The sequence below is a fragment of the Streptococcus constellatus subsp. constellatus genome (assembly GCF_023167545.1).
GTDB lineage: Bacteria > Bacillota > Bacilli > Lactobacillales > Streptococcaceae > Streptococcus > Streptococcus constellatus.
This window is the reverse complement of sequence record NZ_AP014647.1, coordinates 1,241,013-1,257,772: the sequence shown is the minus strand read 5'-3', so window position 1 is coordinate 1,257,772 and position 16,760 is coordinate 1,241,013. Positions and strand designations below refer to the sequence as shown.

Genomic DNA, 16,760 nt, shown 5'->3' with positions numbered 1-16,760 from the left:
TCAGCTTGCTAGACTTTTATAGCAGGCTGATTTTAAAATGGAGAACAAAAGTGAGAAAGAAAAGTTTATTTTATTTAACAAGCACAGCTATTTTAATTGCAGCTAGTTCGCATCAAGTTTTTGCCGCTGAATCCGTAAAAGCTTCTACTTCAGAAACAACAGTAGAGCTCAATAAACAAGAAGCTGATTCTTCACCTAAATTCCAAACAAAAGAAGCTACTCATACATCTCCAGTAAATCAAGTAACTTCATCTTCTTCATCTGAAAATGAAGTAACTGATTCTTCGACTGCTTTAACTGAGGCTAAAGCGTCTAAAGAAAAATCAGTTGTGAAAGAAAATCCAGTAGTTGCAAATGAGACTAAAAAAGACAATAAATCAACTTTTTTTGCTGCGCAAAATAATCAAGCAACAGCTAGGAGTAATACTGATGCACAAGTGAAAAAATCAACTTTTGTAGATGTCAGTAGTCATAATGGTCACATCAGCAAAGAAGATTATCAGCGCTTAGCTGAAAAAGGAGTAAGTGGCGTTGTTGTTAAACTAACAGAAGGAACGAGCTATAAAAATCCTTATGCAATTTCTCAAGCACAAAATGCACAAGCTGCGGGTATGCAAGTCTCAGCTTATGCTTTTTCTCACTATACTAATGAAGCAGAAGCAAGAGCAGAAGCGCGCTATTTTGCAGAGGAAGCAAGGAGATTAAATCTTCCGTCATCAACTGTTATGGTAAATGATATTGAAGATTCCGATATGCTTTCGAATATCAATACAAGCACTCAAGCTTGGGCGGATGAAATGCGGCGTATGGGTTTTTCCAATTTGATGTACTATACAAGTGCAAGTTGGCTTGATCGAAACAATCTCAGAACGAAAGGACCAATCCAAACAGAGAGATTTGGTTTAGAGAATTTCTGGGTAGCGCAATATCCAACTTCAAAATTAAGTGCTGATGATGCAAAAACATTGAAATATAATAGTGAAGCAGGGGCTTGGCAGTTTACTTCGCAAGCTGAGTTGCTACCTGGCCGCCACGTGTTTGATCAAAGCGTGGATTATACTGGACGTTTTACTGGTAATGCACCTATTGCAAAAGATGCTTTATCCGGAACGATTACTATTGCCAATAATAATCCTGAAACAGGAACTTTTGATGTGATTGTCTCAAATGTCGGTGCACCTTATGGCGTTCGTGAAGTGAAAGTGCCAATTTGGTCCAGTGTCAATGGTCAAGATGATATTATTTGGTATACAGCTGCTAGACAATCTGATGGAACTTATAAAGTAACGGTTAAGGCAAGTAATCACAAAAACTCGGTTGGTGAGTATAATATCCATCTTTACTATGTTCAAAATGATGGTCAATTAATTGGTGTGACTGGAACGAAAACAACTGTATCCATTGGTAAGCCCAAAGGAACAATTACCATTCAAAACAACAATCCCAATACAGGAACCTTTGATGTGATTGTATCAGGTGTTTCTAATCCAGCTGGTGGAGTGAAGACAGTCAGTGTGCCAATTTGGTCTAGTGTCAATGGACAGGATGATATTATTTGGTATACAGCTGCTAGACAATCTGATGGAACTTATAAGGTAACGGTCAAGGCAAGTAATCACAAAAACTCGGTTGGTGAGTATAATATCCATCTTTACTATGTTCAAAATGATGGTCAATTAATTGGTGTAGGTGGAACGAAAACCAATGTTTCTATTGCTAAACCACAAGGGAAAATTACTATTGCTAATAATAATCCTGAAACAGGAACCTTTGATGTGATTGTTTCAGAAGTTTCCAATCCAGCTGGTGGAGTGAAGACAGTTAGTGTTCCAGTTTGGTCTAGTGATGGTGGACAGGATGATATTATTTGGTATACAGCTGCTAGACAAGCTGATGGAACTTATAAGGTGACTGTTAAAGCAACTGATCATAAACGATCCACAGGTGAATATAATATTCATCTATATTATGTTCAACATGATGGTCAGTTAGTAGGAGTGACTGGAACAACGACAACTGTTTCGATGGCTCGTCCTAAAGGTACTTTGACAATTACGAATAATAATCCGAATGCAGGAACCTTTGATGTGATTGTATCAGGTGTTTCCAGCCCAGATGGTGTTCGCGAGGTAAAATTACCGACTTGGTCTAATGTAGATGGTCAAGATGACATTATCTGGTATACTGCTAAAAAGCAAGCAGATGGAACCTATAAGGTAACGGTTAAAGCTAGTGATCATAAATATTCAACAGGCATATACAATGTTCATCTTTATTATGTACAAGATGATGGTAAATTAGTAGGTGTAGCAGGGACACAAACAGTTGTTTCTTTAGCTAAGCCACAAGGACAAATTACCATTCAAAACAATAATCCTGATACTGGAACCTTTGATGTTATCGTGTCCAATGTTTCTAATCCTTACGGTGTACGCGAAGTCAAGTTACCAATTTGGTCTAGTGTCAATGGACAAGATGATATTATCTGGTATACGGCAGCTAAGCAAGCCAATGGAACTTATAAGGTGACTGTTAAGGCAAGTAATCACAAAAACTCGGTTGGTGAGTATAATATTCATCTATATTATATCCAAAATAATGGTAAATTGGTGGGTGTGACTGGAACAAAAACCAATGTTTCCATTGCTAAACCACAAGGGAAAATTACTATTGCCAATAATAATCCTGATACTGGGACCTTTGATGTGATTGTATCAGAAGTTTCCAATCCGGCTGGTGGAGTGAAAGCAGTTAGTGTTCCAATTTGGTCTAGTGTCAATGGGCAGGATGATATTATTTGGTACACTGCTACAAAGCAAGTCAATGGAACCTATAAAGTCACAGTCAAAGCCAGTGATCATAAATATTCGACCGGTTTATATTATGTTCATTTATACTATGTTCAAAATAATGGAACATTGATTGGAGTAGGTGGTACATCAACCAATGTCACAATTTCTCCAGATAAGCTGAAACCAACTGGAAAAATCACTATTCAAAACAACAATCCCAACACAGGAACTTTTGAAGTTGTCGTATCCAATGTTTTCAGTCCCAATGGTGTTCGTGAAGTGAAACTACCAACTTGGTCTAGTGTCAATGGACAAGATGATGTTAGTTGGTACACAGCCACAAAACAAGCTGATGGAACTTATAAATTATTTGTCAATGCTAGTAATCATAAAAACTCCACTGGTGAATACAATGTCCATCTATATTATGTCCAAAATGATGGTCAATTAGTTGGTGTGGGGGGGATTAAACTTCAAGTTAACAAAAGAGTCTATGAAACGCCATATTATTCTCAACGTGATAGTCGTTGGGCAGGACGAACTTATGGTGGTTATACGTTTGCCGCAACAGGCTGCGTTCCAACGACAGTCGCTATGGCAATTTCTGGTATTACAGGACAGACTGTCTTGCCAACGACTGTGGCCGATTATCTCTATCATTCTACGAATGAATTTAATAAGAGAAGTTACGGAACAACGAGCCACGGAATTGTATTAGCAGCACGGCATTGGGGTCTAAAAACAGAGACTTTAGGATCAACTGCAGCTGTACGAGAAGCACTTGCTATGGGGCACCATGTGCTTGGTGCAGTAGGAACTAGTGTGTTTGCAAATTATCCTGTCACACATGAATTAATCATGAAAGGTTATAACAACGGAATGACCTATGTAATGGATCCTTATAATGCTAGTAATAATGGCTATTATTCAGTAGATTATTTATTTAGAGTACGGAGTTTGGATCCAACTGATAATACAGAGGGGTCACCATTTATGACAATCAGAGCGTAGGTTGTACTTATTCTGATGAGAATGAAAAATATATATTTTGACCCGTGGTGCTATATATAAAAACATAACAATTTAATAACGATTGCTATATTTTATTGTGAATATTGGTACAGTCAATTAGTTTGTATTGCAGTAGTATGTATAATTAAGAAAAGGTAAATTTACATGGGAAAATTAGAGCTTAACAGCACAATGCTTGAATTGAAAAAGTCAGAGGGAGCAGGTTTTAAGACATTTGCACTTTGCTATCTGCTTTATATTGCTGTAATGATTATTTTTCAGATTATATTCAGAGGCAGTCAACAAATCGTAGGAGTTCTTGCTGGCTACTTCGCTGCAATGCCCGTTTGTGTGGGCTTTATGGTTAAGGTCGGTAAAAGGAGCTTTGCATCTCTGGGAATGAGTAAAGAAAAGTTTTTACTCAGATATTGTGCCGGCTGGCTTGTCTCTCTTGTTATGCTGGCAATTGTGTGGGGGATTAATATTCTGCTTGGCGGAGTGAGCTTTCAGTTCAATAAGAACTTCAACATAACAGTCTTCTTAATGTTGCTTGCCGGATTTGTAGTTCAGGGCTTTATGGAAGAGTTTTTGCTTAGAAGCCTGTTGTTTACTCAGATTGCTGTAAAGTGGGGCATGGCTGCGGGTATAATTTCCAATTCGATAATATTTGGACTCGGACACATCAGTAATTCAGGTGCTTCCGCGATCAGCCTAATCAATACCGTTCTAATCGGAACATTTGCAAGCCTTATATTCTACTATTATGACAATGTATGGCTGGTGAGCGGATTTCATTCGGGATGGAATTTCATATTGGGACCAGTTTTCGGCATTATAGTGAGTGGCTTTGCACAGCCTACAAGCGTACTTCTCACTGAGGCGGACATGAATCAAACCATATTGAACGGAGGCAGATACGGCTTTGAAGCGGGACTGCCCGTGACTGTTATATCTATTTTGCTGATAGTGATTTACTGGGTTAAAATTATACGCAAACCAAAGGCTGTACCGGGATAATACACATAAACTGCCACTTATCGGGATTTTATTTTCTCTGAGGAGTTCTTAAATTCATTGGGTGACATCTCAAATTCTTTTCTAAATGTACGGTAAAAACCGGAATAGTTGCCAAAGCCACATTCTGCATAAGCTGTTGTTATGTCTTTTCCGGAGGCAATCGAAGCCTTACACAAATAGGCTCTTTGTCAACTGTAGTGGGTGACGAAAAGTTACAACCTGGAGAGGACCAAATTGGTTCTCTCCTTTTTGATATTTAAAGCGATGAGAATTCTAGTTTTAAAGTTTTCAAAGTTTCGGAAGTCAAAAGCGTTGCGCTTGATAACCTTGATAAGGTTGTTAGTAGCTTCTAGCTTAGCGATGATTTCTTTATGTGTACCAGCATCTAGATAATCCAAAATAGTAATATTAGGGTCTTTCATTCCGAGTAAGGTTGTGATAAAATTTAATTGTTCCATAAGAGCCTTTCTAATGATGGTTTTGTCGCTTTTCATTATAGGTCTTATGGGACTTTTTTATGAACACAATAAAAAACTCTATGACTTCTACAGAAAAAATCATAGAGTTTGATTGTTTTCAACTGAATTTATCTTTTGTTATTTTCCCAAGCAAAATTGGCTGAAAAGCTGAGTAATGAGTTCATCAGGAGCTGCATCCCCTGTGATTTCGCCGAGGATTCTCCACGTCTGAGTTAGATCGACTTGAACTAAGTCTACCGGCATTCCCAAATCTAGTCCCTCATTAACAGCATGAAGACTTTCGATGGCCTTTTCGATTAGAGAGATATGACGAGAGTTCGAGAGATAAGTAGCGTCTTGTTCTGCAATGCCAGCATTTTCAAAGAAAAGTTGATTGATTCGTTCTTCAATTTTATCAATATTTTGATTTTGAAGAGCCGAAATCTTGATAAAATCATCTGGGAGTTGAGTAGTTTCAATCTTTTCGTCCAAGTCTGTCTTATTCAGTAGCAAGATACGATTGGTGTTTTGGCTGATTTCTAAAAGTTTATGGTCTTGTTCTGTTAAGGGCTCGTTTGCATTTAGCACAAGAAGTACAAGATCAGCATCTTTGAGAGCTTTTTTGGATCGCTCTACTCCGATTTGTTCGACAATATCATCTGTATCACGGATACCGGCAGTATCGATCAATTTTAATGGCACGCCATTAATGTTGACATATTCTTCAATGACGTCACGAGTGGTACCAGCTATATCTGTCACAATAGCCTTATCCTCACATAAAAGATTGTTGAGTAGGCTAGATTTGCCAACATTAGGGCGGCCGATAATAGCGGTAGAAATTCCTTCACGTAGAATCTTACCTCGGCGTGCTGTTTTTAAAAGTTGAGTTAAAAGTTCTTCAAAGTCAGCCGTTTTTTCACACAGAAGTTTGGCCGTCATTTCCTCAACATCATCATATTCTGGATAGTCAATATTGACTTCAACTTGAGCCAGCGTGTTAAGTATTTCTTGACGTATATTATTGATGAGATCGGATAGAGACCCATCTAATTGCTTGACGGCAATATTCATAGCTTTATCCGTTTTTGCTCTGATAATGTCCATGATCGCTTCAGCTTGTGTCAAATCTACACGTCCATTGAGAAAGGCTCGCTTGGTAAATTCACCAGGATCTGCCATTCTGGCTCCTTCTCGAATAGCTAATTGAAGGATTCCGTTAGTCACAGCAATCCCTCCGTGAGTGTTAATCTCAATCACATCTTCGCGTGTGAATGTTTTGGGAGAACGCATCGCTCCAATCATGACCTCATCTAGCACTTGGTTTGAATGAGGGTCTATAATGTGACCGTAGTTAAGTGTGTGGCTGGCAACCTTGCTTAAATCTTTTCCTTTGAAGATTTTTTGGGCAATCGCAAAGCTCTCTGTTCCACTTAGTCTAACAATGCCGATAGCTCCTTCACCAAGAGGAGTCGAGATAGCAGCAATCGTATCAAATTCTTTGGTAATCATCATTTATTCCTTATATAATGTATTCAAATGTACTCTCTATTCATTGTAACGCAAAACAATGCTTGTCGCAAGATTTTCACATGCTATTTTTAGTCAAGAGAGCTCTTCATCATTTTTTCAACAAGATAAACTAAATAAAAAAGATTATTCGGTCATTCATTTGAAATATCAAATTATAATAGAAAAAAATTAAGGATTTTTAACATTTTATCATAAAGAAAAAAGGAATATTCGGCTTTTAGAATTTTTGGTAAAAAATAATAATTTTACAAGAAAGTGGTTTCATTTTTTGTGCTAAAGTTGCTAAATCATGGTATACTAGAAGCAGATTGATTAAAGGAGTAAAAATGGAAAACCTCAAAAAAATGGCAGGAATCAAAGCTGCAGAATATGTGAAAGATGGAATGGTAGTTGGTTTAGGCACTGGTTCGACTGCCTATTATTTTGTAGAAGAAATTGGCCGCCGTATCAAGGAAGAACAGTTAAATATTACTGCTGTCACTACTTCAAGTGAGACAAGTGAACAAGCTCGAAATTTGGGAATTCCATTGAAAGCGATTGATGAAGTAGCAGAAGTAGACGTGACAGTTGACGGAGCTGATGAAGTGGACGTTGACTTTAATGGTATCAAAGGTGGCGGTGGCGCCCTGCTTATGGAAAAGGTTGTTGCAACTCCAACAAAGACCTACATTTGGGTAGTGGATGAAAGTAAAATGGTTCATGAATTAGGTGCGTTCAAATTACCGGTAGAAGTGGTGCAATATGGTGCAGAACAGCTTTTTCGTCGCTTTGAACATGCAGGCTACAAACCATCATTTCGTGAAAAAGATGGCAAGCGCTATGTCACTGATATGCAGAATTTTATCATCGATCTTGACTTAGGTGTGATTGAAAATCCAGTTGAATTTGGGCGAGAATTAGATCATGTAGTCGGTGTTGTGGAACATGGACTCTTTAATCAAATGGTGGATATGGTCATTGTTGCTGGAAAAAATGGCGTGCAAATTTTAAAATCAACTAAAGCAAAATAAAAAGGAGAGTAAAATTTTATGTCACATGGAACTATCTTCATGTTGTTGTCATGGATTCAGACTGAATTGGTACTACATTAAATGCTGATTTTTATGAAAGTAAAAATGTTAGAGTATATAAATAAGTTGTTCTAACAAATGTCACAAATAGCTTAATATTTCACTACCCTTACAGACAAAATGCTAAAAGGGAAATAAATGATAAGAGTGAGGAGAAATGATATGAATTTAATGGATAAAATTAACGAAACAGCACAGTTTTTAAAAGACAAAGGAATTACTGTACCAGCATTTGGCTTAATTCTCGGATCTGGTTTGGGAGAATTAGCTGGTGAGATTGAAAATGCTGTCAGTATTGACTATGCGGATATTCCCAATTGGGGTCGCTCAACAGTAGTGGGGCATGCCGGTAAATTGGTCTATGGTGATTTAGCAGGCCGGAAAGTATTAGCTTTGCAAGGACGATTCCATTTTTATGAAGGAAATCCGATGGAAGTGGTGACATTCCCTGTTCGTGTGATGAGAGCACTAGGCTGTGAAGGTGTCATTGTCACAAATGCTGCCGGAGGGGTTGAATATGGTCCTGGCACTTTAATGGCTATTTCAGATCATATCAATTTAACTGGACAAAATCCTTTAATTGGAGCGAATTTGGACGAATTTGGACCACGCTTCCCAGATATGTCTGATGCTTATACAAAAGTTTATCGTGAAAAAGCGCATGCTGTAGCCGAAAAATTAGGTGTTGACTTGAAAGAAGGAGTTTATCTGGGTGTTACCGGTCCAACCTATGAAACGCCAGCTGAAATCCGCGCTTTCCAAACCTTAGGAGCTAGCGCTGTCGGTATGTCAACTGTTCCAGAAGTAATTGTGGCAGCCCACTCAGGCTTGAAAGTATTGGGGATTTCTGCTATTACAAACTTTGCAGCTGGTTTTCAAAGCGAGCTAAACCATGGAGAAGTGGTGGAAGTGACTGAACGAATCAAAGAAGACTTCAAAGGACTTGTAAAAGCAATCCTTGCAGAATTGTAAAAATAACTAAAATTTAGAAGAAAAGGAGAGTGGAGCTTGCTTTATTTTCGCTTTTCTATAATCAATTAAAACGAAAGGAATAAAACCTGTACGCAATCCTTTCTGGGATGAATAAGCTCCTAAGAAAAGTTTTTTAGCGCTTGTACTTTTCAGTTTGGGTTTTTTACGGGTTTGGTATCTTAATTATGTCAATCCATATTGCAGCAAAACCAGGCGAAATCGCTGATAAAATTTTACTACCTGGAGACCCACTTCGTGCTAAATTTATTGCCGAAAACTTTTTAGAAGATGCTGTATGTTTTAATGAAGTTCGCAACATGTTTGGCTATACAGGGACTTATAAGGGGCATCGTGTTAGTGTTATGGGAACTGGAATGGGAATTCCGTCTATTTCGATCTATGCTCATGAGTTGATTGTTAACTATGGCGTGAAACGTTTAATTCGTGTAGGAACGGCTGGTTCGTTGAATAAAGACGTTCATGTACGTGAATTGGTATTAGCGCAAGCAGCAGCGACAAACTCAAATATCATTCGTAATGATTGGCCTCAATATGACTTTCCGCAAATTGCAAGTTTTCGTCTTTTAGATAAGGCTTATCACCTTGCCAAGGATTTTGGTATGACTACGCACGTTGGAAGTGTCTTATCATCAGATGTTTTCTACTCAAACTATGGTGAAAAAAATATTGAACTTGGTAAAATGGGAGTTCTGGCTGTGGAAATGGAAGCGGCAGCTCTTTATTATTTAGCTGCTCAATATAATGTTGAAGCACTCGGTATTATGACTATTTCAGATAGCTTGGTGAATCCAGATGAAGATACAACAGCAGAAGAACGACAAACGACTTTCACAGATATGATGAAAGTCGGCTTAGAAACGATTATTTCAGAGTGATGCTTGGAAATTTAGATCTAAAAGAAGAGATAGTGTATGCTATTTCTCGCTATGATTATGCTCATGCCTATAAATTAGCTCAAAGATTGAACGATGCAGGATCAAAGCTAATTGAACTTTTGTATATTATGGCAGAACGGAGAGAGTTAAATATCCGCCCTGCTATGGAATGTCAGTTGGAAATTAGAAATGATTTTCAACTTTTTTGTCATGAGTCTGAGGAAGATGAGCAATTAGCAAATTATCTCTATGATTTAGAAGCGAAGCTTAAAAATGAACAAGTGATTGATTTTATTCGTGCCGTTAGTCCAGCTATTTATCGGATTTTTATGCGTTTGATTAAGCTGGAAATTCCTGATATTGAATCTTATATTCATAATTCTCGAGAAGCGAGTTACGATCGTTGGAATTTTGAAAAGATGAAAAACACAGCTCATCCTATTTTGAGTACTTTCCATGCTGAAAGTCCAGTTCATTCTTCTAGTCTGGCTAGCTTGATTTTGCTACTGGATTTGTCAGAGCAAGTCAAAATAATGGTCAAAGAGTTGCGAAAGTTGGAGAAATCTGTTCGAAATCCTTTGGCACATTTGATTAAGCATTTTGATGAAGAAGAATTGTACTCCACTACCGGGTTTTCTTCTCAATTTTTTATGGAAATATTGATTTTGCTAGCACAAGCAACCGGTATCACTTATGATAAAGAGCAGTTTTATTTTGATCGTGTTAATCAAGTCATCAAAACGTTTCTTGATTAAATGTTTCATTCCATTATAAAATCCCATACAAGCCATTAAATTTCTTGTATGGGATTTTTAATTATTTAGATGAAGAGCTTGATTCTTCTGTCGATGAGGAAGAACTGTTACTACTGGTTGATTCAAATTGTTCCGGATGAAGAGCTCGATAACTTGGTGAATTGAACAAATCAACAGTTGAATTTCCACCGCGTTTGCTATAAAGACTTGTAGATTCGGTGTCTTTTTTCTTCTCAATGGACAATAATGATTTAAGTGAATTAGTGTAAGAATAGTCTTTAGGATTCACTTTTCCTAAATTATTTCCTTTGTAGAAGCGAAGCAAGTCTCCTGTTTGAATCAAGTCACTCATCTTCAACTGTTCATTAGTTGTGTTGCGAATTTTTTCAAGTTCCGCTTTGGTTGTTTCATCAGGATTGGTAATTTCTTGCCCTGTTTCAGTATAGTAAGTACGTCCACTGTAGCTTGTATACTTAGGAGTCACGAAATAATTTGATGAACGAAAGGCAACAGTTTGTTGATGTTTGGGTGACAATAAGTCTTGTCCAACTTGTAAGTATTGTTTGGAGTCAATACCGAGCAAATGTTCCAAAGTAGGTAAGAGGTCAATCTGTCCTCCGTAAGTATTGACAATTTTTCCTTTTGTCATTCCAGGAATCACTACCATGTAAGGAACTCTTTGGAGCATAGCGTTATCATAACTAGACCAAGTTTCAGAGTTTTTGCCAAGTAGTGGTGCAAGTGATGGATTGCGAGAATTTGAAATACCGTAGTGATCTCCGTACAGTACGATGATGGAATTTTCATAAAGTCCAGACGCTTTCAAATAATCAAAGAATGATTTAACCGCAGAATCCAGATAATTTGCTGTTGCAAAATAGCCGTTAATGGTTTCATCTTTTGTTGTCGCAAGCGGGAAGCCAGTCTCATCACCAATCAAACTAGTAGTGTAAGGATAGTGATTAGAAACGGTGATATATTTTGCATAGAAAGGTTGTTGCAAATGTTCAAGATATTTAATGGAATCTTTGAACATAATCTTATCATTCAGACCATATTGGAAAGAGTTGGTCTTATTTTGTTTGGAGAAATAAGCTGCATCAAAGAAATAATTATATCCCCATTGTTTGTAGGTGGTATTTCGATTCCAGAAGCTACCAGCATTTCCATGGAAAACAGCACTAGAATTATAACCGTTTTTTGAAAGGATGTATGGAGCAGCTTGCTGCGTGTTTGTTCCACCATAGTTTACCATGTAAGAACCTTGATTGAGTCCAAATAATCCAGTTTCTAACATGGTTTCGGCATCAGAAGTCTTCCCAGCTTTGACTTGATTAAAGATATTGGAGAAGGATAAAGTTGAATTTGAATGGTAAAGTGAGTTAAGGAAAGGTGTTACTTCATATTCTTTACCCTCAGATTTCAATTTATAATCAATCAGGAATTGTTGGAAACTTTCTAAGTGAAGGTAGATGACATTTCTTCCTTTAGCAATACCATAATATTCTTTATTTGGCTCCGCATAGTGTGACTTGACATATTCTTCAACAGGCTTCAAATCATTTGCACTTGCTTTGGAGCGTTCTTTATTGGCACTGTATGTTTGATTGGCGCTATACCCAAGAAAAGCAGGTAAGCCCAATGCACGGACAACATAGTAATTTGAAAAACCGCGCGTTAACAATTCAGGTCGGTCAATTTCTGCCAAAAAGAGGTTGGCAGAAAAGAGCATACTAGATAGTGCGGTAATGGCAAAGCTAGCTCGCTTATTAAAAGAACGGTCATCCAATCGAATCCATTTTTTATAAAAAAGAAAACCTAAAATTGGAAAATCAATGATGTAAATCAAATCACTCACTCTAAATAATTCAAGCGCAGCTTCTCCTAGACCAGCAGAAACACTGCTTGAAGCCAGCATAGTATTGACAGTGACAAAATCACTAAACTCTCGATAATAGATGGAGTTTGAAATGAGCCAGACAAACAATAAAGTGTAAAGAGAAAAGGCTAGAATATAAAAAATCTTGGTTTTCTTAATGTAAAGCGCTAGCCCAATTAATAACAACCCTAATGGGATAGGATTGATCATAGCGAGAAAGACTTGATATGCACCTTGAATATCAAGATTAAAATCAACAGAATAGGCCCACATGGTTTTAAGCCAATAAAGAGTCAGTAAGGTCAAGACAAAACCTAGTCTTGTACTCATGAAGTTGAGTATCTTCCTAGTCATATTTTTCACAAATTGTACTTCCTTGTCTTATTTCCTAAAATTTTCACTATTAAGTATAACATATTTTCGTTTTAAGTAGGTAATTTAAAATGTCGCATTTGCTTTTATCAGATAAAAAACAGAGTAGAACTTTTATATACTGAAAATAAATAGAAGTTTTACAAATCACCATTTTCTTGCAATCATTTTGTAATAAGCAGTACATTTTTTTGAGAAAATTCATAACATTTGATATAATAGAGTTTATGAAACAGCTTACGATTCCTTCTTACACCGAAAAAAAGATAAAAAAAGGACAATTTGTTTTAGAAAAACAAGATTTCCCTTCTCTTCCTTTTCATGATCAAGCCGTAGAATTGGCAAATACAAAAGGACAATTTATAGGCATCGGATACTTATCGGAGCAAAACAAAGGGATTGGGTGGTTTATTTCACATAAGAAAGTAACTTTAGATGTCTCGTTTTTCTGTCAGCTATTCCAATATGCTAAAGAAAAACGACAAGTTTATCAACAATCTGAAGAGACGACAGCTTACCGTCTTTTTAACCAAGAAGGAGATGGATTTGGCGGTTTTACAATAGATTTGTATCAAGATTATGCTGTCTTTTCTTGGTATAATCTCTTTGTTTACGAAATGAAAGAGACCGTTGTTCAAGCGTTTCAACACGTTTTCCCAGAAGTTGCAGGAGCGTATGAGAAAATTCGTTTCAAAGGGTTGAATGTTGAATCCGCTCATGTTTATGGGCAAGAAGCACCAACATTTTTCCCAATTTTGGAAAATGGTGTTCGGTATCAAGTCTTTCTAAACGATGGCTTGATGACAGGAATTTTCCTTGACCAGCATGAGGTTCGTGGTAGCCTGACAAATGGTCTAGCAACTGGCAAGTCTCTATTAAATATGTTTTCTTACACGGCAGCTTTTTCGGTTGCGGCAGCCATGGGAGGAGCAAGTCAGACGACCTCTGTCGATTTAGCAAAACGGAGTCGTGAGCTATCTGAAGCACATTTTAAAGAGAATGGTTTGGATCTGAGTCATCATACATTTTTTGTGATGGATGCGTTTGACTACTTTAAATATGCAAAGCGACATGGTCTGACCTATGATGTGATTGTTTTAGACCCGCCGAGTTTTGCAAGAAATAAAAAACAAACTTTTTCAGTGGCTAAGGACTATCATAAGTTGATTGCTCAGTCTTTAGAAATTTTAAATCCTCACGGAATGATTATTGCTAGTACGAATGCCGCAAATATTTCACGTAGTAAGTTTAAAAAAGAAATTGAAAAAGGTTTTGCAGGAAGCAAGCACCGTTATCTGAAAGAATACGGTTTGCCAGCAGATTTTACTTATAATAAGAAAGATGAAAGAAGTAATTACCTCAAGGTATTTACCATTAAGGTGGACAAATGAAATTAGTCGTATCAGTGATGCCTAAAAATTTAGAAGAAGCGCAAAATATTGATAGTTTGCGCTATAATGACGCGGATATTATTGAATGGCGCGCTGATTTTTTAGCAAAAGATGATATTCTGACTGTTGCGCCTGCTATTTTTGAAAAATTTGCTGGTCGTGAATTGATTTTCACTCTGAGAACAATTGGGGAGGGTGGAAAGATTGAATTAACGGATGATGAATATATTTCTATCATTAAGGAAGTTTCAACAATATATCAACCTGATTATATTGATTTTGAATATTTTTCTCATAAAGATAGATTTGAGGAAATGTTGGATTTTCCAAATCTTGTTTTGAGTTATCACAATTTTGAAGAAACGCCTGAAAATATGATGGAAATTTTATCCGAATTGACCAGTTTGACTCCAAAAGTAGTAAAAGTTTCTGTTATGGCGCATAGTGAGCAAGATGTACTGGATTTGATGAACTATACGCGTGGCTTTAAAACATTGAATCCAGATCAGGATTTTGTGACGATTTCTATGGGACAAATTGGAAAAATTTCACGAATAACAACGGATTTGACAGGCTCAAGCTGGTCTTTTGCTAGTTTAGATGAGTCTAGTGCTCTAGGGCAAATTTCTCTTGCTAATATGAAACAAATTCAGGAGATTTTGAATGAAAATTGACGGCTATACTCGTTTAGCGGCAGTTGTTGCCAATCCAATCAAACATAGTATTTCTCCTTTTATTCATAATGCAGCATTTGAGCAAGCGGGCGTTAATGGAGTTTATCTAGCTTGGGAAATTTCAGAAGATGACTTGAAAACGACTGTTGAAAATATTCGCCGCTATAATATGTTTGGAATTAATTTGTCCATGCCCTATAAACAAGCTGTGATTCCTTTTTTAGATGAGCTCACACCGGCTGCACAGATGATAGGGGCAGTGAATACTGTCGTAAATCAAAACGGGAAATTAATTGGTTATAATACAGATGGTAAGGGATTTTTTATGAGCTTGCCATCTTTTGTCATCAAAGGCAAAAAAATGCTTATACTTGGGTCTGGTGGAGCTGCAACAGCCATTATTGTACAAGCTGTTTTAGAAGGTGCTGATGAGATTTTTGTGTTTACGAGGAAAACTTCTTTTGAGCGTGTTTTACAGCAAATGAAACAAATTCAGCAGGCAGCTAGCACGAAAATTTCAGTGTTACCATTAGAACAAAGAGAATTATTGCAAGAAAAGCTTAATGCTTCCGCTTTGTTGGTCAATGGGACCAGTCTAGGGATGGACGAAAAGACATCCCCCGTACCTAGCACTATTCGTTTATCAAAATCACTCCTTGTGGCGGATGTGATTTATCAGCCATTTGAAACACCATTTTTAAAATGGGCAAAAAAACAAAATGTGCAAGTCGTTAATGGTTTAGGTATGCTACTGTATCAAGCCGCAGAAGCATTTAAATTGTGGACAGGAAAAGATATGCCAACTAAGGAAATTTGGCAGGCATTGGAACAGAAGTACAATTAAGGAGTTGCCTATGAAATTAAATGTGAACCTCCCCAATCATCCTTACGATATTATCATTGAAAAGGGGATTTTAGCAAAGGCTGGAGAATGGCTGGCAAGTTTGTGGTCAGCTCAAAAGCTTGTTGTTATCACTGATAATCATGTGGCAAGTCTATATGCCGAAACAGTCAAACGTAGTTTAGAGCTTGCAGGTTTTGAAGTATTTGTGTTTAATTTTCTGGAAGGTGAAGCCAGTAAAAATTTAACAACAGTTACTAACGTTTATGAATTTTTAGCAAAAGTTGGATTGACCCGTAGCGATGGTATTGTAGCCTTAGGAGGTGGCGTGGTTGGTGATTTAGCTGGTTTTGCAGCTTCAACTTATATGCGGGGTGTTCATTTTGTACAGATACCGACTAGTTTGACTGCTCAAGTAGATTCTTCAATCGGTGGGAAAACGGGTGTCAATACACCGTGGGCAAAGAACATGGTGGGAACTTTTACTCAGCCAGATGGAGTTCTGATTGATCCAGATGTTTTAAAAACTTTGGGACAACGGGAGCTGATTGAAGGTATGGGAGAAGTTATCAAGTATGGTTTGATTGAAGATGTAGAGTTGTGGAAGGAACTGGCTGATATGGACGGTAGTCCAGAGTCTATTTTAGAGCACGCAGAAAGTATCATCTATCATTCTTGCAATGTCAAACGAAAATTAGTAGTAGAAGATGAACTTGATAATGGAGTGCGTCTTTATCTAAATTTTGGGCATACTATTGGTCATGCAGTAGAAGCGACTGCAGGTTATGGAAAAGTCATGCATGGAGAAGCTGTTTCTATTGGAATGGTCCAGGTTGCGCGCGTGGCAGAAAAAGAAAAACTAATGCCTAAGGGAATAACCACAGAGATTGAGAAGATGTGTTGTAAGTTTGGTCTCCCGACTGATTACCAACCTTGGCGTCAGGAAGAACTCTATCAAGCTTTACTTCATGATAAGAAAGCTAGAGGAAAGATGATTAAATTGGTTCTTGTTCCAAAATTGGGCACGGCAACTATTTATCAGATTCCTTTAGAAGAAATGAAGGATTATTTAGAAAAATAATAGCTTAGTGTATATAAA

Annotated in this window: 14 protein-coding genes; 10 read left to right on the top strand and 4 right to left on the bottom strand. The window is 37.3% G+C overall.

The annotated features are described in order from the left end of the window. The first annotated feature begins 50 nt into the window (after positions 1 to 50). On the top strand, positions 51 to 3,803 hold the full coding sequence (locus SCSC_RS06110) for a GBS Bsp-like repeat-containing protein (protein WP_006269680.1): 3,753 nt from the start codon (positions 51 to 53) through the stop codon (positions 3,801 to 3,803). A gap of 165 nt (positions 3,804 to 3,968) precedes the next feature. Then, on the top strand, positions 3,969 to 4,820 hold the full coding sequence (locus tag SCSC_RS06105) for a CPBP family intramembrane glutamic endopeptidase (protein WP_006269648.1): 852 nt from the start codon (positions 3,969 to 3,971) through the stop codon (positions 4,818 to 4,820). 17 nt (positions 4,821 to 4,837) lie between these two features. Here the strand turns inward: SCSC_RS06105 and SCSC_RS09525 are convergent, their stop codons facing one another. The 3 genes from SCSC_RS09525 to mnmE form a co-directional block, all read right to left on the bottom strand. Then, entirely contained in the window at positions 4,838 to 4,996 is a 159-nt protein-coding gene (locus SCSC_RS09525; protein ID WP_022524501.1) for a helix-turn-helix domain-containing protein, read from the bottom strand. Positions 4,997 to 5,032: 36 nt separating this feature from the next. Beyond that, positions 5,033 to 5,242 carry a transposase gene (locus SCSC_RS06100; protein ID WP_425329025.1) on the bottom strand — a complete coding sequence of 70 codons (210 nt, stop codon included), beginning with the start codon at positions 5,240 to 5,242 and terminating at the stop codon, positions 5,033 to 5,035. A 174-nt stretch (positions 5,243 to 5,416) separates the two neighbouring features. After that, the gene (mnmE, locus tag SCSC_RS06095; RefSeq protein WP_006269661.1) at positions 5,417 to 6,790 is read right to left on the bottom strand and encodes a tRNA uridine-5-carboxymethylaminomethyl(34) synthesis GTPase MnmE; all 1,374 of its coding nucleotides are present in this window, start codon (positions 6,788 to 6,790) and stop codon (positions 5,417 to 5,419) included. A 347-nt stretch (positions 6,791 to 7,137) separates the two neighbouring features. On the opposite strand from mnmE, the gene rpiA reads away from it, so the two are divergent. The 4 genes from rpiA (at position 7,138) to SCSC_RS06075 (ending at position 10,504) form a co-directional block, all read left to right on the top strand. Further along, on the top strand, positions 7,138 to 7,821 hold the full coding sequence (gene rpiA / locus SCSC_RS06090) for a ribose-5-phosphate isomerase RpiA (protein ID WP_003068551.1): 684 nt from the start codon (positions 7,138 to 7,140) through the stop codon (positions 7,819 to 7,821). A gap of 222 nt (positions 7,822 to 8,043) precedes the next feature. Beyond that, entirely contained in the window at positions 8,044 to 8,853 is an 810-nt protein-coding gene (locus SCSC_RS06085; RefSeq protein WP_006269683.1) for a purine-nucleoside phosphorylase, read from the top strand. Positions 8,854 to 9,038: 185 nt separating this feature from the next. Then, complete coding sequence (gene deoD, locus SCSC_RS06080; RefSeq protein ID WP_006269621.1) at positions 9,039 to 9,749, top strand: purine-nucleoside phosphorylase; 711 nt, start codon at positions 9,039 to 9,041, stop codon at positions 9,747 to 9,749. Continuing rightward, positions 9,749 to 10,504, top strand: coding sequence for a hypothetical protein (locus SCSC_RS06075; protein WP_006269655.1), 756 nt, complete (start codon positions 9,749 to 9,751; stop codon positions 10,502 to 10,504). Before deoD ends, SCSC_RS06075 begins: the two co-directional genes overlap by 1 nt. A gap of 61 nt (positions 10,505 to 10,565) precedes the next feature. Here the strand turns inward: SCSC_RS06075 and SCSC_RS06070 are convergent, their stop codons facing one another. Next, positions 10,566 to 12,737 (bottom strand): LTA synthase family protein, encoded by a 2,172-nt coding sequence (locus SCSC_RS06070; RefSeq protein ID WP_020997944.1) that lies wholly within the window; start codon positions 12,735 to 12,737, stop codon positions 10,566 to 10,568. 245 nt (positions 12,738 to 12,982) lie between these two features. Between SCSC_RS06070 and SCSC_RS06065 the strand changes: the two genes are divergently transcribed. Genes SCSC_RS06065 through aroB form a run of 4 tightly spaced genes read left to right on the top strand, consistent with a single transcriptional unit; the run spans position 12,983 to position 16,742 of the window. Then, positions 12,983 to 14,146, top strand: coding sequence for a class I SAM-dependent rRNA methyltransferase (locus SCSC_RS06065; RefSeq protein ID WP_006269646.1), 1,164 nt, complete (start codon positions 12,983 to 12,985; stop codon positions 14,144 to 14,146). Continuing rightward, positions 14,143 to 14,820: a type I 3-dehydroquinate dehydratase gene (aroD, locus tag SCSC_RS06060; protein WP_006269671.1), complete on the top strand. Its 678-nt coding sequence runs from the start codon at positions 14,143 to 14,145 to the stop codon at positions 14,818 to 14,820. Before SCSC_RS06065 ends, aroD begins: the two co-directional genes overlap by 4 nt. Further along, positions 14,810 to 15,664 (top strand): shikimate dehydrogenase, encoded by an 855-nt coding sequence (locus tag SCSC_RS06055; protein WP_006269679.1) that lies wholly within the window; start codon positions 14,810 to 14,812, stop codon positions 15,662 to 15,664. The genes aroD and SCSC_RS06055 overlap by 11 nt, the downstream gene beginning before the upstream one ends. Before the next feature lie 10 nt (positions 15,665 to 15,674). After that, a complete protein-coding gene (aroB, locus tag SCSC_RS06050; RefSeq protein ID WP_003068568.1) occupies positions 15,675 to 16,742 on the top strand; it encodes a 3-dehydroquinate synthase in 1,068 nt (355 codons plus the stop codon). The last annotated feature ends 18 nt before the right edge of the window (positions 16,743 to 16,760 follow it).